Source organism: Paenibacillus pseudetheri (genome assembly GCF_924513355.1).
Taxonomy (GTDB): Bacteria; Bacillota; Bacilli; order Paenibacillales; family Paenibacillaceae; genus Paenibacillus_AQ; species Paenibacillus_AQ pseudetheri.
In genome coordinates this window covers 39,220-59,395 of sequence record NZ_CAKMAB010000034.1, presented here as the reverse complement: position 1 = coordinate 59,395, position 20,176 = coordinate 39,220, and the positions used below count along the sequence as shown (strand labels likewise).

The following is a 20,176-nucleotide window of genomic DNA, read 5'->3' as shown; positions in this document are numbered from 1 at the left end:
AAATTCCGCCCTTTAACATTTATATTTTTATTAACTAATTAATAATTATACAAACATTATAGAGCGGTCCTTAACGATCCGTCAATCTCCAATATGAATGAATCTATTCTTTATCAATCGGTTTGTTTATCCCATCTTCATAATAATCAAAAATGAGCTGCCGCTGCGTTCCTCTTACCCCGTAAAATACGTCGGAGATCCGTTTCCCCTTCCGTCTTAATTCGTTCTCCAGCCATTCCTTGGTCAGTCCATTATTCTCAAGATTCTCTTCAATGAGGACGCCATCCATAATTAACTCAACGGGAAAGCTCTGAGGGACCGAAAGAAGCTTCAAATCATTTCGAGTAACATATTGATACTCTTGTTTCTTTAAGACGGATACCATTCCGTTATCTTCTAATACGGCATACTCAACTACCTCTAGATTAAAAATTTCTTTTTCTCTTAGTGCCTGAACCAAGGAGTCCAGCGAATACCTTACTTTTTTCATATTGCCTTCAACAATTTTCCCATTTTCGATAAGTACTGTGGGTGACCCTGAGATCCAGCTTCTCATTCTACGACTCTTTATAGCGATGACAGACAGTAGAAAAGATGTAGCTGTGATAACAATAAGCGCCACGATCATATATGACGATTTCAGATCTTTATTAAAAGCCAAGTTTGCCGCAAGCGATCCCAATATAATACCTGTAACGAAATCATGAAACGTCAAATTAGAAATCGTTTGTTTACCCAATATCTTAGCTATCACTAGCAGCATGATCATAGCGACCACAGTACGAAGCACAATATCCATATGAGCCTGCATCTCTAATGCTCCTTTCTATTCAATCCCCTATTATTCACAAACCAAGGTGAAATGAAACGTCATTACAATTGGTTTATTTTTAAGAGGTCATCCGGAGACTTCTATAAACGTCAAAAGGGCTCTGGAATGGTTCTGATGAACCGTCCCAAAGCCCTAGCTACGAAAGCTTATTGTTCAGTCTTAATTGCAAGCAGATTGTGCAGAATCATTGCGCTTTCAGCTCGAGTTGCTGAGCCTCCCGGATCGAATTGCCGGTCACTCCGGCCCTGAACGAATCCAAGGACTTGGGCGGCAATTATCGATTCACGGGCCCATGTGGCAGCCGCGCTCAGGTCGTCAAATTGAATCATCGGCTTTAGGTCAGCCTTTTTCCCACTGACATACGCATAAGCGCGCATCACCATGACCGCCATTTCTTGACGAGAAATATGGGCTTCCGGAGCAAAGTAGGTTTCACTTACCCCGTGAACTATCCCTGCTTCTACAGCCTGCGCCACTTCCTTCGCATACCACTGATCCGCAGATACATCCGCAAATACTGTAGATGATTTCCCTTCAAGGTCTAGCAGGCGGGTAAGCATAACCGTAAATTCTGCACGGGTCACTGACCGGTTCGGCTCGAAATTCCGAAGTCCGACACCTTGAATCAGATGTTTGGCCGACAGCTCACGAACAACTGCCGACGCCCAATGTCCCGAAGGAACATCGTCATACGATTTGATGTATTCCAACACGGCATATGCGCCGAAGTGTTCGGTGCGCAGAGCCACCTTGCCCTTCAGCCAGGAACCGCCCGCATACTCTATATTTCCGGAATCCGGCAAATAATAGCCGCCGAGCAAATTCCTTTTGGCCTCAGGGTATGCGTTAAGCTCTAATGTAACGGGCTCAACAAATTGGTGAAGTATGCTTCTTGTACCGTCACCAGCAACAATATACAGGTTAAAGAGAAGGAACTCCCCTGCCTGGTTTATCGCTGCACCAGATTTTTCCTCTGCGCTAGCTAGTATTCTCTGCGCCGCTTCCCCATTCACTTCGGAAGCCTCCAGAAAGATCTGGCTGCCGGCCAATTGCTCCGCAGGAATCAAAGCCCGCAATTGTTGAAGCACCGCTGCTGGAAGGGTCACATTAAAGTTAGAAGCCTCTACCCGAAGCGGCTTCTGTTTGAGCATGTCTGCTGCCATCCCCGGCAATACTAGCATTCTCAATTTACCCTCGTAGACAATGGCTGCCGAAAGATCGTTCAACGAAGCTGCGTTTAGTTGCAGCCGCCCCGCCGTTTCTTCCGGTACAGAAGGCACTTGTGGTTGCGGGCTCGGAACAGTTAAAGTATTGTCTTCCGCTTGTAGAATCTGAAGCGTCAGACTGCTCTGCCGTCCTCCGTAACTTGCAGTAATCACAGTCATGCCCGGATCGAGTGCTTGCAGCTGCCCCGTTGCCGTTACTGTGGCTACCTTCCTGTTACTACTCTCGTAGATCACACCCTCGGTTACCGTAAGGCGGCTATCATCACTATATACCGCCGTTGTGACCACCTTACCGCTCTGCCCTATTTCCAAGGATGTCGGACCGCTTAACGAAATAGAGACAAGCTCCGGCAGTTGTTCATACACCTTTAATGAATAGGAAGCGGTCATGTTGTCATATACGGATGAAATAACCGAAACGCCCGGGCCTTTAGCTTCAATATGGCCATCCTTGCCTATACTTGCGACGTTAGGATCGCTGCTCTCATAGATTATACCTTCGGTTACTATATAACGGCTGCCATCGCTGTACACTACCGAAGTAACCGCCGTTCCGGTCTCCCCGACACTCAGGATTTCCGGGCCGCTGATTGCCGTTGAGACTCTTTCTGTAGGCTCCATGACCGTCACCTGAAGCTGTCGGAACGGCTCTACATTTCCAGCCTTATCCACCGAACGATAATCGATCCCGAAGGTTCCGGGGTTCTCGATATATACGCTCTGAGTAACCGTATTCCATGGACCGCCGTTGAGCCGGTATTCCGTCCGCTTGACTCCCCAGCCGACAGCTCCCCGATTGGATAGGTCGGTCGCATCGAAGATGATATTCACTTTGCCCTTATATACGCCCCCTTCTCCTGTTGCTCCAAGTATGGTGGCTTTTGTGACCGGAGGTGTTGTATCCTTCGGCAAAATCTCCAGATATGCGGCGTATTTGCCATTCTCATTCTTGCGGCTTCTTATATCAGTAGCAAGATTAAAGCCTACCTGCCTAAGAGCCAGACTTATCACCGGATCGGAAGGGAACTCCGCGCCAACCCATGAGGTGATATCGAACTGCCGCCACTGCTCCGGCCCGGAAAAGGTCTGCAGCGCGGCCTGATTGCCGATTTTTGGAGCATTATTGTAATTCAGCGTTGCCTCTGTCCATGAATCATCACTAACTCCAAAAACACCGATATCGGACAATGTCCCAGCCCCGTCATTCGTCTTTCCGTACACGTTCAGCTTCACAGAACCCACTTCACCGACAAATGGGTTCAGATCGAATTTTAGATAAGCTCTTCTGTCCGTGTCCCCATTGCCGTTTCTAATTTGCAAGTAATTCACCGAGCTATAATTGACTGCGGCTTTCGATCCTCCGTTGATATACGCATCTTCAGTCACATACAGCTTCGTTTTGGCCGCTTCATCCGGTTCCGAATCAGAGGGCTCAGAGGGCTCGGCATTCGGATCAATCCTGAACTTGATAACATGGCTTTTCCCTTTGGAGCCACTTGTATCAATTGCGAGTTCGATCCTCGGTGAGAGTTGCATTACAGTCACGGTTGGATCTTTCATTAGTTCTTCCAGCGCGGCTTTACCGACATCCACCTTCACCACAGATTGGGATTGGGTCGGGTCCGAAATAGCTATCGTCAGTTCATCTCCGGACTCCTTGATGATGATGGAAGCTGGATTATTAGCACGCACGGATTCGATCATTCCCGGAACCCAGAAGTTCATAGCCGTAAGTCCCAGCTTCTGTTCCTTTACGGCTTGAATACTATCCGTATTGGCAATAATTTCGATGTCGGGATTGCTGCTATAACGCGCTGTCGCCGCTTCATCTTGATTCGGCAGCAGCACGTAGGAATACGATTGATCCACAGGCTTCGTTCCCTGAGCAATCGACAGGCTGGCATAATTTCTAGTGATCGGCTCCGTTGATCCCCCTTGATTAATATCCTTCCAAGCGCCAGTCCGGGCCTCCCGCAGACCGTCTATCGTTGGGGCTTCAGGGAAATAATAACCGATCCCCGAGCCGGGAATATTCCCTTCAAGATGTGCCCAATGTACCTGATTCATCGACTCAGACCAACCCAGCGCAGAAGGCTTAACCTCGCCGTTGATCGTAAGTACATTGTCACCGCTCTCCTTGAGCTTGCGGTTATCTACGATGGTCTCCACCTTGCGGTTATCCGTACTTGTAATACCTGCCCCAAGCGCTACGATTTCATCGTCGAACATGAACCAGGACTTTTTACCGGACAATGTGCTGTTATCCGGATCCAGATCCATGCCAGCCGCTCCGTAAAGTCCGTCTATGGAGGATCCTCCCACCCATGTTTTTGATGTAGTCTTGGCTGCACCACGCGTTGCCCCATCCGATGTAACCCCAGGCAGACGGTAAGCATTTACGGTTGGCCAGAATGCATCTGCATATTGATCCAGATCCTGATTATACAGATAGGTCATGCCTTCGCCTGTATACCAGCCCTTCAGATTCTCTGTGCCCGCTTCATAGTTGGCAATTCGGGCTGAAGACATGCTGATCCCAAAGGCATATCCAGGTCGATGGTGGACAATCCGGTCCATAGCCGAAAACTGCTTATGCACAGTAAGGTCTCCTGATGGCTGCACCTCTGGATCATTCATAAGCGTCTGGAGCAGAACAATATCGGCTACTCTTAGACCGTCGTAATAACTTTCTACAACCGTATCGGCTTCGAACCAATACTTCACCATCGATTTAAATCGGGCCGCTTGCTCCGGTGGCGCGGAAGAAGCCAGCCGCAAAATATGTGACCAAGGCACGAGCTGCCGGTTTCCCCGGGCTATCGATCTGCCGAACACCATATCCATCATTAATTTTCTGTAGACAAGAGGTTCATAAGAATCCGTTACCCAGTTGTATACATTCTTCATATTGGCATCAGTCAGCGGCCAGGAGGACCCTGTCAGCAAAGTCATCATTTTCATCATATCGCCAAGCAATACAGCCCCATAACTGCCGGTATAAGCAATATTATTATGCTGGATAAAGGAGCCGTCCTCATAAAATCCGTCTCCGCGGGTCACATAGGGCAATACCTGGCTAACCGCATCCCGCCCTTGTTTGATCTTCACGCTGTCACGATTATGAATGCCCCTCAAGACCACTGCCAGTGCTTTATCCAGCCGATTCGCGCCAGTTTCCATCAACGAAGGTTGATTGGTCCGTTTGGTTGGGTCCGGGCAGAATTTATCAATGGCTTTGGTATATTTGGTAATCTGATCGGCTGACAAATACTCGAACATTAAGGCCATCGTATCTCCCAATGCAAGCGGAATACCGATCTCCCATTCGAACCAATTACCTTTCTCCAGTTTGGTTTCGTTATACCAATTCGCGTATAGGAAATCTAAACCGCCCAGAATATCTGATTTCAACTGCATATTCTCGTACAATGGTGAGCCGGATGTCGAAAAGGCAATAGCCATATCCTTCAACCGGTTATAAGAGGCTGCCGTATCAAAAGCATCCGCTGTGCTGCCCGGCTTATCGCTCCATAAATAAGTACGGTTCATTTGCTTGTTCATCGTATCCCAGAATCCGGTTTGCTCCTGATTGCTGACCTTATCGGATAAAGTCGTTATGGACTTAGCAATGTCCGGATTATTCGGATCGAAGGATTCCCCTCCGGTCAAATAATCCACCCATCTTGCACGAAGATCATCATATTCGTCTTTTGGGGCCTCTCCTTCAGTAATATTAAATTTCAATACATGCGTTGCCCCTATGGAATTCGTCACATCCACCGTGATAACTGTATTTCCCGAAGCTTGCAACACTTCTGTCTTGCTGTCTTTGCTGAGCAAAGTCAACCCCGGTATATCCAGTTCCAGGGACAATAGGTTTTGCGACTGTGTAGGATCAGACACCGAAACGACAAGCTCCTGATCGATCTGCCGAATCATCACGGAAGCTGGATTGCGTGCCTTGATGAAATCCACCGTTCCTTCATTCCAGAAATTAGCTGCGATTATGCCCAGCTTTTTCTCTCTGACTGCATGCACATCCTCTGTATTGCTCAGCACCTCGATATCCGGGTTGCCACTATAGTCTTCAGTACCGGCAATGTCACGATTAGGCAATAGGACATAGGAGTATGAGCCATTCAAAGGCGCATCTCCATGCTCAAATGCCAGGCTTAAATAGTTCCGTGTAACGGGAACATCGGATTGAGTGGTATTTATCTCTTTCCAGCTGCCGGTTCTGGCTTCACGTTGAGCTAGAAGACTTGGAGCGTCCGGGAAATAATACCCGACGTCGGAGCCTGGTACATTGCCTTCCAGATGGGCCCATTGAACGTTCTTCACTGTCTCTGCCCATCCGGGCTGTGACGGTTCTGCAACTCCGTTGATTAGAAGTTCGTTGTTCCCCGCTTCGTTCAGCATCCGGTTATCGATGATCGTTTCGACAGACTGCGGGCCGGCTGTTGTTTTTGAAATTCCCGAACCGAGTGCCACAATCTCATCATCGAACATGAACCAGGATTTCTTGCCCTGCAAGTCGCTGCCGGTCACTTGGGATAGCGAGAAATCCATGCCGGCTGTACCGTACAGACCTTCCAGCGAAGATCCTCCCACCCAGGTCTTCGGATTCATGTAGCTTTTCCACTCCACAGGCACCATCCCTTGCCCCGATCCATCAGTTGTCGTTCCAGACAAGCGATAAGCATTGACGGTAGGCCAGAAATCATTGCGGTATTGGGAAAGATCCTGATCGTATAAATAGGTCATCCCAATCCCCGTATACCACCCTTTCAAGTTCTCGTTGTTCCCTTTCTCAAAGGCCGAGATACGATTGGAGAACAGGCTCAGGCCAAAACCGTAGCCTTCGCGTAAATGAACAACCCGGTCCATACCGGCGAATACCTGATTCTTAATCAGTGATCCTCTTGGATGGATCTTCCCGTCATTCATCAGCTTTTTGACAATTGTTATATCGGAAAGCGACAACCCTTCATAATAATTGGTGGCTGCCATATTTGCTGAGATCCATTCTTTCGCCGCTTGCTTGATAGATAATGCAACATTTTCCGGTGCAGTTTCAGCCATTCGCAGCAAGGTGACAATCAAGCCCCTAGCGCTGCCGCTCCCTTTTCTGGAAATGCCCCTTCCATTGACCGAGTCCATAAATTGACCGTTGTAGATCACCGGCTCATACGTCTGAGCCACCCATTCGTAAATGTTCAGTACATTCGGGTCCGTTATCGGCCATGGTGAATCAGTCAGCAGGTATGACATATCCGCCGTTCCTTTGAGCCAGACCGAACCATAACCTCCCGTATAGGCAATATTATTATGCTGAACGAGTGAACCGTCTTTGTATACACCGTCTCCATGAGTAGCGTACACATACTCAGAGCCAATGGAATCACGGCCCTGGATGATCTTCGCACTGTTGTTGCCAATAACGCCCCTTACCGTGACCACAAGCGCTTTATCCAGCAGGTTCGCTCCCGTCATCTTCGTGCCCTTGACGCCAAGCACTGCCCCTGTTTTGGGATCCGGACAGAAGGCATCAATAGCCGCAAGATACTGATTAATTTGCTGTGGCGTCAGACGGTCATACATCAGCACCATAAGATCATTCACAACCTGCGGCGTGCCGATCTCCCAGTCCCACCAGTTCCCATAAGCGCTTTTGCTCGGATTGTACCGGTTGGTGTACATCCAATTGATTGCGCTTACAATATCATTCGCCAAAGCGCTGTTGCCGTAAAGCTCCGAGCCCTCCACAGAATAGGCCAATGCCATAGTCTTCAAGCGATTGTAAGCGCTTGTAATAAACTGCGAATCTGTAGTGCTCGCGGTATCACTCCACAAGAAGGTGCGGCCGGAGGATTTATCCATACTCTCCCAAAGTGCAGCAGCTGAAGCAGCCTGAGTGCTTATACCAGCAGCTATGTCAGGATCTTCCACATCGTATTGACCGCCACTTAGTCGGTCGTACCATTTCAGCCGCAGTTTATTGTAAGCCTGCATCGTGTCTGAGGATTCAACATTCACCAGGCATTCAGCTGCAAGGCTACCGTCCGGTGTGGCAACCCTGATGGTCGAAGAGCCGACACCCTTCCCCGTCACATTGCCGAAAGCGTCCACTGTCGCAGCTTCAGGATTGCTTGAGGTCCACACTACCGTTTTGTCCGCCGCCGTTGAGGGGGATAATGTCGGCAATAATGAAACTGTGTCCCCTGTGACCATAGAGAAGGCTGTACGATCCAGCGAAATCCCTGTAAGACCCGCATATTCCTCCAATACGATATCATCTATCCATAGCTTTCCTTTGCCAGTCTCCAAAAAAGGCTCAATGACAAGCTTCGTCGCATTGGCCGGCATAGTTAGAAGTACTTGCTGCATACTCCAGTCCTGTGTGCCTGTTATTTTGGGAGAAGAAGGTCCATCTCCCACTTTGGCAGTATTGTAATACTGTGTTCTAAAGTAGGCTCCCTGTCCAGTGACGTTGTCCGTCTTTAGCCAGACTTTAAGTCTGTAGGATTTACCAGGGATAACCGAAGTTACCCCCTGATTGATGGAAATCCTACTTGTGGCAAAGGCATCGAACAACATGGACCGGGTTCCTTCATGCGCTGTGCCAGCGTCTATCTTGATATTTGCTGTTTTATTCGTGCCTTTCCCGCTACCTGTAGGGACCCATAAGCTCCAGCCCACCGGAGCAGCGTCTGTAACCCCCGTCCAGGTTGAGTCAAGGGCTGTCGTTGTATTCTCAAAGCTTCCGTTAAGCATAAGATTTGATGCAGCCGCAGATGCCCTGCCGTCAGAGTGATAAAGAACTCCCCCACAGGAAGAAAAAAGATCAACAATGAGAACTAATACTAAAATCAAACTTGGTTTACGCATTTGTTCACCCCAATCTTAGAATTGGTTAAAGCTAAAGGCGTTTACAATTTATCATCCTGTACAAAATTCAGCACGGCATCGTCGACAGCTGAAGTTCTTCCCAGATCCGGAAGGTTCACAAGCTCAATTTCGCGAGTCTCCGCACAGCCGTGCAGCTCCAAAAGAACAAGTTCATTGCGCCCCTTACGCAGCAATGGGCCCGGGATATATAGGGCGCATTGCGGCCCTGCGTTCCAGTACCGGCCCAGATTAAACCCGTTGATCCAGGCGACTCCCTTATTCCATCCATCGAATCGTAGAAAGGTATCGCCAATTTCCTCCGCCTCGAAGCTGCCCCGGTAGAATCCGGGCAGACCCAAAGGTGTCGTAGCTTCCTGCTTCTCCACTGACTGCTCCTTGTACTCAAGTGAAGCCAGCGCTCCAGGTTCCAACGTTAGGGAACGGATCGTCCAGTTATATTGCAGCTGGTTATCAATTCTAACCCCGTCCAAGATCCCTTTCGGATCACGAATAAGCGGTCCGTAATTGATACGCCCCATATTCTCGACGAGAATATCCAGCTGTGCTTCCCCCGCAGGAATAGAAATCTCCAGTGGCTGCGGATCCCAGCGCTCAATTACCCCAAGTGCTACGCCATCCAGGAAGACCTGCGCCCGGTCGCGAACGCCCTCGATGTAGAGCTTCTGCCTAGAGCGCGGCCCCTTCACATATGTGCTGTACAATATAAAACCATAGGATTGTCCGAGCTTTTCCATCGGCTGCACACACACACTGTTCACCGGCTCGGATAACTTCTCCAGATTGGAAGCTGTGAACAGTTCCGCTCTTTCCATCAAGGCAACTTTCCCGTAGGAGATCTTCTGAATCGGCTCAGGGAGCGGACAAGTCGGTGCAAATCCATGTTTGCCTAGTACCGACCGGACAGCTTCAAATTTCGCCGTCGGATCTCCCCATTCCGTGAGCGGGGCATCATAATCATAGCTTGTAGTCGTCGGCTCGTAGGCGACGATATGATTCGCCCCATTATAGAAGCCAAAATTGGTCCCACCGTGGAACATGTACATATTGAGTGAGGAGCCCTGCGTCAGGATATCATCCAGAACGCCAGCTACATCTTCGGCATCGCGCACATGATGATCCTCCATCCAATGATCGAACCAGCCGTTCCAATATTCCATCACCATCAGCGGCTCTTCAGATCGGTACTCCCGGTATTTGCGGAAGGATTCTTCTGCACAGGAGCCAAAATTAACTGTAGCATGCACATCTTCCAGTGTTCCGCCGAGCAACATTTCATCGGTTGGTCCGTCGGAGGTAAAGAGCAAGACATCGACCCCTCTGCTGAGGAGTCCATTACGCATATACCTCAGATAACTGCTGTCATTGCCATAGCTACCATATTCATTTTCTACCTGGACGGCCAGAATCGGCCCGCCATGTGTGGAGAGCAGCGGAACCAGCCGGGGAATCAGCGCATCGTAATAACGGTCCACCTTGCTTAAATAGAGAGGGTCACAGCAGCGAAGCTGAAGTTCACTGTAAGCCAGCAGCCAGCCCGGTAGACCACCGAATTCCCATTCCGCGCAGATGAACGGACTCGGTCTGACAATAACATGTAGCCCAAGCTCTCCAGCCAGTTCGATAAAAGAGACCACATCGGCCATGCCATCAAATACGTACTCCCCTTCCTTAGGTTCATGCATATTCCAGGCAATATAGGTTTCAACCGTATTGAAACCGCAGGCCTTCAATTTCAGCAGCCGGTCTTTCCAGTATTCAGGCACAACCCGAAAATAATGAATGGCTCCCGATATGATCCGGTAAGGCTTTCCATCCAGCAAATATTGTCCGTTATTCCAAGTAAGTATGCTCATTACAGATAACCTCCGCTATTTAATGTTCGGGATTCTTGACCTGCAGCAATAATTCTGCTATGACCCCAAGGAAATTGTGACTGTTTCTCCCCGGTGCAACGAAAACGTATACAGATTTCCTGTTATCTTCACAGGAGCTGAAGGCCGGTCCATGCCGGAGATCACCAGAGGCACCGTGCTGTATAATGTGCATTCTCTGGTACAGGCGGCGAAGATCTCGGCCTGCTCCAACCAGCCGTCTCTCCAATTTATGTTAACAGTAAATCCTCCCCTGGCCCGAAGCCCCCTGACTGAACCGGAAGGCCACCTGGAAGGAAGGGCCGGAAGCAGATGTATTTCTCCCCCATGGGATTGTAGCAGCATCTCCTGGATTGCGGCCGCTCCTCCAAAATTGGCGTCAATTTGGAAAGGCGGATGGTCACCGAACAAATTCGGATGAACCGCTTTTACAAGCAGCTCGCGAAGACTGTCATGGGCTTTGCCCCCGTTGCCGAGTCTTGCCCAGAAGTTCGTGATCCAAGCCTGGCTCCAGCCGGTGTGCCCTCCTCCATATTTCAAACGCCGCTCCAGCGTTCTTTGTGCGGCCTCAGCCAGTCCGGGCATCCGGTGTGGAATAATCTGCTCTCCGGGGTGAAGAGCAAACAAATGGGAGATATGGCGGTGCCCCGGTTCGGCCTCTTCATAATCAATGGACCATTCCATAATTTGGCCATACCGGCCTACCCGGAGAGGGGTAAGCCTGGACCTGGCAATTCGCCACTCCTCGGCAAGTTGGCTATCCGTTTCAAGATCTTCTGCCGCTTGGATGCAAGCTGTGAACAGCGCGTACACAATTTGCGAATCCATGGAGGGACCGGAACATAAAACCCCTGACTGTCCGGTAACAGTTATGTAGCTGTTCTCCGGAGAAAGCGATGGCGAGGTGACAAGAAATCCGCTGCCGTCGTCGACAAGATAATCAAGGAAGAACTGCGAGGCTTCCTTCAGCACGGGATAGGCCCGATTCTGCAAAAAATCTTTGGAGCCGTTATACAGGTAATGATCCCATAAATGCAGCGCCAGCCATGCCCCGCCCGTGGGCCAGAAAATCGCAGGCGTCCAGGCCCCGAACAACCCGCTCTCCGCCCACAGATTTGAAGAGGAATGGGCCGTAAATCCCCTTGCACGATACAAAGCCGCGGCAGTTTGACGCCCGTTTGCAGCCAGGCGGTCAATGAAATCGAACAACGGTGAATGGCATTCAGACAAATTGCCCGTTTCCGCAATCCAGTAGTTCATCTGCAGATTGATATTCAGATGGTAATCGCTCTCCCAAGGCGGCGTGAAGCTTTCATTCCAGATGCCCTGAAGATTGGCCGGCAGGCTGCCGGGCCTCGAGCTTGCGATAAGCAAATAGCGCCCGTATTGGTAGAATATCGCTTCCAGCAAAGGATCCTCTCCGCCCTGCTTGTAAAGCCGCAGACGCTCCGAGGTCGTTTTCTCCCTGCATGCTTCGTTAAAGGCCTCCTCAGACGAAAGGTTTAGGGAGACCCGGTCAAACAAGGCGCTGTGATCAAGGATATGCGCTTCTCTTAATTGTTCATAGGTAAGAGAAGCCGCGGACTCCGCCTGTCTGATTGCTTCCGCCCGGGGATCCATGAAGCGGAATGAGGTTTGTGCCGCGAGAATCAAGGTAACGGCATCCGCCCCTCGGATATCCATGTAATTGCCGACCGTCCGGCACGTCCCCCCCGTGATGCAGGACATCAAAACCGATGCATATCTAATACCGTCCGCTCCGCAGCTTCCTTCCATCGTCAGCAAGCGGTCATGGCTATGCTTGATTTCTCCTTCAAACGGCCGCCTACTTAAGCGAGCTGTGAAGGAGATAGCCCCCGGTTCGGATGCCGTTAGCCGGACCACAAGCACATGATTTACGGCGCTGGCGAATATGTCACGGTTATATTGAATATCCCCGATCTTAAAAGTTACCGATGCAATCCCCTTCCTAAGGTTCAATTCCCGCTGGTAATCCGAATGATCAGGCAGTCCGTGATCAAACTGAAGCCTCAAATCGCCTAATGGCTGATACGGTCCGAAATACTGCGGGATATTGGTGAGATGCAAAAGCGCCTCTTTCTCAGCATCCCGGGGCTTGCCTTCACGCAGCAGCCTTCTGATCTCCTCAAGCTTGCCTGCAGCTGCCGGATTATCGCCCCCCCTCGGCCCGCCGAACCAGACCGAATCTTCATTTAACCCGATGCGTTCAGCCGATACATCCCCAAAAACCATAGCACCCAGTCTTCCGTTTCCAACCGGGAAAGCTTCCGTCCAGACACGGGCCGGTTCGTCTTCCATCAACCTGCAGGTTTCGTTAACCATTGTCCTCCTCCTAAATATCAATTGCTTTTTATTATCGTATTTAATCGCTCCTTAAACCACGTCCGCAAGATTCGATAAAAAGAGCTGCCTCTCATTGGTCGCTATGACCCATGGAGACAGCTCTTTGAAGGCATACAATCGAGGTCTCCCTAGTTTTGGTAGCTAGGATAGCGGGCCTGTCCTGTCTATTTGATTACTCCTTTTTCATTAATGATTTTCGTGGCATCGTCAACCATCTTTTTTTGCACGTCCTCGATCGATTCGTTACTCAGCATAAATCTGCTGAAACCGTCATTGATCACTTTGGTAATTTCCGAGTTAGCCGTTGTCATGACTTTCGGAGCGTCAAGATATTGGATTTCATCGTCAAACTGCGTGTATTTGAGCGAATCCATATCGTACTTATCTTCCTTGCCGGCAACCAGCTTGGTCAACAATTTTTCGTTATCTGCTTTTTTGAAACCGGAGAATTCAAGTCTGTTGTCCGAATCTGCCGTAGTCATAAATCTCATCAGCTTGAAGGCCGCTTCCTTGTTCTTGGAGTTAGCACCCATCGCGATCTGGCTGCCGCTGGTGAAATATTTGCCTTCGTAGCCCTTAGGCTCGGAGCCTTTCGGAGGCACCGGTACCGGAGCAAAAGCCGTTTTGAAATTATGCGGATACTGTTCGGTATTGCCTGGATCAGCTATCGTCCAGGTGCCTGCCAGAATCATGGCCGCTTGCTCGTTGAAAAATTCGGTTCGGTAGTTCAGTTTTGCCGCTAGAACGTCAGCATATGGTTTTGCGGATTTATCGACGCTTTCCATATCCTTGCGAAGCTGGAAGAAATACTTGTATGACGGGTCTGCCAGAATTGTTGTTCCGTCATCGTAAAGGAACGGGTCTTTCATCATGGTTTGCGCCGGAGCGTTCATGTACAGCTCCCAGGTATGGAAATAAGTACCGTAACGTTTGTCAACGCCTTCACCTTTGTTCAGCTTTTTGGCGTATTCCCGGTAGTCATCCCAGGTCCATCCGAATTTAGGAACCTCCAGCCCGGCTTCGTCCAGAGCGTCCTTATTTAGCATCACATAGTTGATGCTTTTCGTGTATTGCATACCGTAATATTTGTTGTCCACCTTGGCGTTCACGTAATATTCATCCTCAGGGACAAGATTTTCTTTTTCATAGAATTCGTTAAGCGGTGCCAGGGCGCCGCGGGTGGCCCGTTCAAGCACCGATCCCAAGTTCGGTATTTGGACAACGTCAATCGCTTCACCGGAAGAAATCAGGAAGTCGAGTTTTTTCAGCATTTCCACGGAATCACCGGGAACGAGTGCCACATGCTCTACCTTGATGCCTGGGTTCTGATCCATAAATTCCTGCAGCATAGCATCAGTACCAGCCGACTGGGCTTCATTATCCCAGTTGTAATACTTGATGGCGACTTGCTTGTCCACCTTGGTGTTCCCGGCATTCGTACTAGCTTCAGCATTCCCGTTCTTTTCCGAGTTTCCGGAATTTCCACAGGCGCTTAGCGTTAAGGAAACCGCCAGCATGGAGCCCAGTACAACGGATAATCTTTTTTTGCTCTTTGTTTTCATTTTACTTCCCCCCGCACTGAATTTTAAGTATAGTGCCTTGTTCATTTCTTATTATAGGCATCCGCTTTACTGGCCAAGTGCACAATTTTGCTGTTGTAGGATCACATTTTTGACTTTTACTATCTATTCGCACACCCGCAGGGTCAGCCCTTTACGCCGCCAAGGGAGATTCCGTTAATGACTTGCTTTTGCAGGGCAATGAACACGATGACGAGCGGGATGATCGCCGAAACAGCTGCCGTCATCATAATTGCATAGTTGTTCGAATAATCGTCCCTGAACAGTGTCATACCAAGTGGGATAGTGTACAAATCCTTATTTAGTAAGAAGATCAGCGGATTCTGGTAATCATTCCAGGTCCAGATAAATTTGATGATCGCCACCGTAGCGAGCACGGGCTTGCAGAGTGGAATAATGATAGACCAGAATATCCGCAAATGGCCTGCACCGTCAATTCGCGCCGCTTCAATGTATTCGTCACTGACACCAATCATAAATTGCCGCAGCAGGAACGTGAAGTAGATGGAGAACATACTCATTAAAATGATTGCAGCATGAGTATCATAAAGACCGAACCAGCGAATCAGCAGAAAGCGCGGAATCAGTGTGGCCTGGTCAGGTATAATCATGAACGACAGCAGCGCCAGAAACACCATATTTCGTCCTTTGAACTTGATTTTGGTCAAAGCGTACGCCGACATAGATGAAATGATAAGTGTAATTAAGGTTGTAATAATCGCTACTTTAAAGGAATTTAAATAGAAATGAGAAAAAGGTACTCGTCCCATCCATACCATCTTGAAATTATACGCTACATTGATCTTCTCGGGAATCCATTGGATCGGGAAGCGCATAACATCTTTCTCATATTTAAAGGCTGCGGAAATCATCCAGATCAGCGGAATAAGAAATACAATGGACAAAGCCCCCATGATGCAGGTAGTGATCACTCTGGACATATTTTTTCTAATCAGTTGCATGTTAAAATCCCCCCTTTATTCTTCATTTCTCATTTTCCAAGTAGCTGCGGTGATTAAGCCTATGACGGCGAATAGCAGCCAGGAAATTGCAGAAGCGTAGCCCATGTTGAAATATTTGAACCCTTCCTCATAGATCCTGAACACAAGCACGGTAGAAGAATTGTTCGGGCCACCTTCAGTCAAAAAGGCGATGATGTCGAACACCTTAAACGAGCCAATCAGCATGGTTATAAGCAAGAAGAACGTGGTTGGACGCAGCATCGGAATCGTGATGGCAAAGAATTTTTTCAGTGCGCTGGCTCCGTCTATTTCGGCAGCTTCGTAGATTTCATCGGAAATATTCGTCAAGCCGGCCATATAGATAATAATGGTGTAGCCCAGACTCGCCCAAGAACTGATAATGGCAATCGATAGCAGCGAGGTCTTTGGATCCACCAGCCATTTTGGAGGGCTGGAAATTCCAAGCTCCATCAAGAACTGATTGATCGGTCCAAGGGATGGATGGAACAATGCGCTCCATACGGCGGCAATTGCAATAATCGAAGAAATATAAGGGATAAAGAAAGCAACTTTGAAATAATTTTTGAGAAATACACTGTTTTGAATTAATGCCGCCAGCACCAAAGCAATCGCAATCGGTATCGGCACGGTCATAATCATATAAATAGCATTGTTCTTCAAAGCTTGAATGATGCTCGGATCATGGAACATTTTGATATAGTTATCCAATCCGATAAACTCGATCCCTTGAACCCCCGACAATAGATCCCATTTCGAGAAGCTTAAATAAAGTGAGAATCCAAGTGCAAATACATTAAGAAAAAGCATTCCGATAATTTCCGGAGCTAGAAAGAGCCACCCGGTCAAAGCCTCTTTCCGCTGCGGAGTCCAGAACTTCCGCTTCTCCTGCAGAATTTTTGGCACAGGTTGTTTTGCAGCCTCCACGTTGTATCACCTCGACAATTTGATTTGTCATTATAGTAATATATCCGCCTTCCGCATGAAGGAGTGATTATGACCCGAGATGTGCAAGATTTTGACCTTTGTCCTTCGACAACAAAAAAACCGCCCTAGATGGGCGGCGGGTCTATTCGCTACGTAGAGAATTGCGCTTCTCAGCGTACCGAGTGTTTGGATTTATATTCGCTCGGCGTTGTTCCCACATATTTTTTAAACACTTTTGAAAAATAGGTTCTGTCTGAATATCCCAGACCGACGGCCAGTGATTCCAGGTTCTGGCTGGAGATTTTCAGCATTTTGGTCGCAACCTTCATCTTGTGCTGATGTACATAGTCCGTAAAGGTCAGACCTGTCATGCGTTTGAAATAACGCGAGAAATAGCTCGGGTCAAGAAACAGATAACGTGCCATATCGATTGAAGTAATGTTATCGCCAAGATGCTGATCGATAAATTGCTGGATAAGCTGCAGCTTGGGCTCCTGCGGGGGAGTTCCTGCCACCTGCTGTTTGTTGCCTGTAATCTGCACAAGCTTTCTTTCCACCAGTTCCATCGTATCCTCCAGTGTGCGGGTTTGCACGAGATAGACGAACAGATCCTCATCGAATGTTAGGCTAGTGAACATCAGCTCGATACCGCGGAGCATAAAGGATAAATCCCGGACGAAATCGCCCGGATGGATAGCCATTACTTTTGCAGTCCTAGCGATTTCCTGAAGAGTGCAACGGATGGCTTCAAGATCATTTTTAATCACGGCCCGTTCCATCTGCGGGATATAACTATCCATAAATCCTTGGGGAGCAGGCTGGAAGCGAGGGGTAGCGATTTGCAGAGTATCCAAAACTGTGTAATCTGCACTCGCGTAGAACTCGCACTTATTCTGGACAATTTGCCGATGAATCTGTCCGATCGCCTGCAGCTCTATTTTCTCAGTGACTGCGATGATGCCCGGTTGAATCTTAAGGAGATGGGAGCACTCGAAACACAATCGCTGTAAATAATCATGAAAATAAAGACTGGCATTCTGCGCCAGATTCACACGGTAATTATACAGGATCACAATATTCTTCTGCTCCAAAAAAGGCGTAATCCCCTCACACGCTTCCGACAGCTCTAGGGCTATATTGTAGATGGCATATAAAATAAGTGGATACTCGCTCTGCTTGTACCGCTTCTCGAAACTGGAAAAGTGAATGCTGACCGTGCCCAGCATGAACCACGGGTACGTCCAGGATATACCGATTTGCGTCGCATAGGCTAGCGTGGTTTCGGGCGGGGCGCCGCCAATCACCCTTTGCAGCAGATTCTGCCGGAATAACTGGCTGTTGTATCCCGTCTCCCCATGCTTGATTAACCCGATCTTCGATTTAAGCAAGCGTACAGACTTGGCAAGGCTTTTCTCCAGTTGCTCTTCCGTAAGCTGGTCCTTGATTAAATAGTCATCCACCTTCAGCTTTACCGCTTGCTGAGCATAATGGAAATCCTCATGACAGGTCAGGAAAATAATTCTGACCTCCGGCTTCATGCGGGTAAAGTAATCGGCCAGCTCAATCCCGTTCTTTTGCGGCAAGCCAATATCCGTAATCACGATGTCGGGCTGCACTTCCTCAAACATTAATAACGCCTTGGCGCTGGAATAGGTGCTGCCGACAATCTGCAAGCTTTGTGCTTCCCAGTCAATCATCTGCTGAAGCACCTTGAGCATAGGAACATCATCATCTATGAGCATCACTTTATACATCAATATCCCTCTCTCTCTCGGGCAGATTAACCTGATGATTGCCTTGCGGCAAATACAGAGAAACGGACACCCCGCCTTGCGGCAAATTATGAAGCGACAAGCGGGTATCCTGACCATAGGTCAGCCTCAGCCTTTGAACCACGTTAATTAAACCGACCCTTTGATAAGTTCCATCCTGTTCATCGTCCTTGTAGAGCAATCTGCGGTTCAGTCCTGCCAGAATTTCTGCCCCTGCACCACAGCCATTGTCTTCGACTTCAATCATAATCCCATCAGGGACCGTTCGCGCACGGACGACAATACGCGGTGCCGGGTGGTCAACTAGACCGTGAACGATGGCATTCTCTACGAGAGGCTGCAGAATAAGTTTAGGAACGATGAGCTTCTCTGTATCCGCTTCCAGATCGACCTCCAGTTCAAGAGGGATTTCGTTGCGGATCTTCATGATGTCGATATAATGACCAAGCAGTCTGCATTCTTCCCGTAAGGTCGCCGGTTCATTGACCTTCAAATAGGCACGGAGAAGACTCATTAGCGAATCAATGATCCCGCTGTGCAGCTTATCTTTAGCCAAAATAAGGCTACACTTGATCGAATTCAACGTGTTGATCAAAAAGTGGGGACGAATCTGCATAAACAGCGCCTCAAGTTCCATTACTCGCTTCTGTTCTTGCTCCAGCTCGATGTCGTGAATCAATCCTTGCAGTTGATCGAGCATGGTATTCAACGTCTGCCCTAGCTCAGCGATTTCATCCTTGCCTTTGACCTCCAGCCTGACATCAAGATTCCCCATTCCGAACTGGCGCACAACGCGCTGGAGCTTCATGATCGGACTATGCAATCTTTTGGCAATCAGCATGGAAGTGGCCGAAAAGACAATAAATAAGAGAAGCACCAGGCCAATACCGCTATAAAAAGTTCGTGAAATCTGGCCCGACCATTCTTTCTCTGAAGCTTCATAGACCAGCTCCCAATTGGATTTGTCGATGGCTCTGGCCGTACGTACGCTTCCTCTAGCTTCCTTGCCATCTGGGGCAAGCTCTGAGTTCCCGGCGATCAGACCTCCTCTGGAATCAAACAACGCCAGCTTGCCAAACTCGACCGGCCCGAGCAATTTGTTGAAATAGGCATCGGGAATCGAGATGAGAAGCACGGATACCTGCTGTTTCTCCCGGCTATCATAGATTACTCTGGCAATATAGTAGCTACTGCTTTTACTGGAACCGCTGTCGGCCATCCCAAGCCATTGCAAGGTCTCCGGTTCGTGAAAATTGACACGTCCCATCAGCTTGTCCATGTTGGCATTAATCACGGATAAATTCTCAGTCCCAGAGGAGATCACAAAGTGTTTCCGGTTAACCAAATACATGCGAATGTTATTATTTAGCGGCTTAGAGTTGATGAGCGAGAACACATCCTGAATTTGCGTAAAATGTACGTAATCCTGATAGGTGTTCAGTCGCCCGGTATCTGCAAAGACCTTCAGATTGGCGCGAAAATTGGTATCGTTTACAATAAAATGCGATGCAAATGTCACATCATCAATGGTCTTATTTAGTTCGTCAATCATAACGTTCAGGAAGTTATCGTTGCTGAGCTGCAGCTTTTCTACCATCGTATCCCGGATTAGCACAAAGGAGATGATCGATACTGCAATCAGCGGGATAAAAATCAGCAAAAGAAATGAAACCTGGATACGTCTATAGTAAGTGAATTTGAACATGTTTTCTCCG

At 48.6% G+C, this 20,176-nt stretch carries 9 protein-coding genes; all 9 read right to left on the bottom strand.

Going from position 1 to position 20,176, the window contains the following annotated elements; translation table 11 throughout:
* Window positions 1–103 precede the first annotated feature (103 nt).
* The 9 genes from L1028_RS23340 to L1028_RS23300 all read right to left on the bottom strand — a co-directional run bounded on the left by L1028_RS23340 (window position 104) and on the right by L1028_RS23300 (window position 20,166).
* Entirely contained in the window at window positions 104–811 is a 708-nt protein-coding gene (locus L1028_RS23340; protein ID WP_234540215.1) for a DUF421 domain-containing protein, read from the bottom strand.
* 167 nt (window positions 812–978) lie between these two features.
* Window positions 979–8,946: a polysaccharide lyase family 8 super-sandwich domain-containing protein gene (locus L1028_RS23335; protein ID WP_234540212.1), complete on the bottom strand. Its 7,968-nt coding sequence runs from the start codon at window positions 8,944–8,946 to the stop codon at window positions 979–981.
* A 41-nt stretch (window positions 8,947–8,987) separates the two neighbouring features.
* Window positions 8,988–10,820 carry a glycoside hydrolase family 35 protein gene (locus L1028_RS23330; protein ID WP_234540210.1) on the bottom strand — a complete coding sequence of 611 codons (1,833 nt, stop codon included), beginning with the start codon at window positions 10,818–10,820 and terminating at the stop codon, window positions 8,988–8,990.
* Between the two features lie 57 nt (window positions 10,821–10,877).
* Window positions 10,878–13,181, bottom strand: coding sequence for a glycoside hydrolase family 95 protein (locus tag L1028_RS23325; protein WP_234540209.1), 2,304 nt, complete (start codon window positions 13,179–13,181; stop codon window positions 10,878–10,880).
* Window positions 13,182–13,366: 185 nt separating this feature from the next.
* A complete protein-coding gene (locus L1028_RS23320; RefSeq protein WP_234540207.1) occupies window positions 13,367–14,764 on the bottom strand; it encodes an ABC transporter substrate-binding protein in 1,398 nt (465 codons plus the stop codon).
* A gap of 143 nt (window positions 14,765–14,907) precedes the next feature.
* Window positions 14,908–15,744, bottom strand: a complete 837-nt coding sequence (locus L1028_RS23315; protein ID WP_234540205.1) for a carbohydrate ABC transporter permease — start codon at window positions 15,742–15,744, stop codon at window positions 14,908–14,910.
* Between the two features lie 15 nt (window positions 15,745–15,759).
* Window positions 15,760–16,689 (bottom strand): carbohydrate ABC transporter permease, encoded by a 930-nt coding sequence (locus tag L1028_RS23310; protein ID WP_234540203.1) that lies wholly within the window; start codon window positions 16,687–16,689, stop codon window positions 15,760–15,762.
* A 170-nt stretch (window positions 16,690–16,859) separates the two neighbouring features.
* Window positions 16,860–18,443, bottom strand: coding sequence for a response regulator transcription factor (locus tag L1028_RS23305; RefSeq protein WP_234540201.1), 1,584 nt, complete (start codon window positions 18,441–18,443; stop codon window positions 16,860–16,862).
* Window positions 18,436–20,166, bottom strand: coding sequence for a sensor histidine kinase (locus L1028_RS23300; protein ID WP_234540199.1), 1,731 nt, complete (start codon window positions 20,164–20,166; stop codon window positions 18,436–18,438). The genes L1028_RS23305 and L1028_RS23300 overlap by 8 nt, the downstream gene beginning before the upstream one ends.
* Window positions 20,167–20,176: the final 10 nt, after the last annotated feature.

Coding starts and splice junctions, on each gene's coding strand:
- L1028_RS23325 (WP_234540209.1), bottom strand. CDS start 13,181: ATGGTTAACGAAACCTGCAGGTTGATGGAAGACGAACCGGCCCGTGTC.
- L1028_RS23335 (WP_234540212.1), bottom strand. CDS start 8,946: ATGCGTAAACCAAGTTTGATTTTAGTATTAGTTCTCATTGTTGATCTT.
- L1028_RS23315 (WP_234540205.1), bottom strand. CDS start 15,744: ATGCAACTGATTAGAAAAAATATGTCCAGAGTGATCACTACCTGCATC.
- L1028_RS23300 (WP_234540199.1), bottom strand. CDS start 20,166: ATGTTCAAATTCACTTACTATAGACGTATCCAGGTTTCATTTCTTTTG.
- L1028_RS23305 (WP_234540201.1), bottom strand. CDS start 18,443: ATGTATAAAGTGATGCTCATAGATGATGATGTTCCTATGCTCAAGGTG.
- L1028_RS23320 (WP_234540207.1), bottom strand. CDS start 14,764: ATGAAAACAAAGAGCAAAAAAAGATTATCCGTTGTACTGGGCTCCATG.
- L1028_RS23340 (WP_234540215.1), bottom strand. CDS start 811: ATGCAGGCTCATATGGATATTGTGCTTCGTACTGTGGTCGCTATGATC.
- L1028_RS23330 (WP_234540210.1), bottom strand. CDS start 10,820: ATGAGCATACTTACTTGGAATAACGGACAATATTTGCTGGATGGAAAG.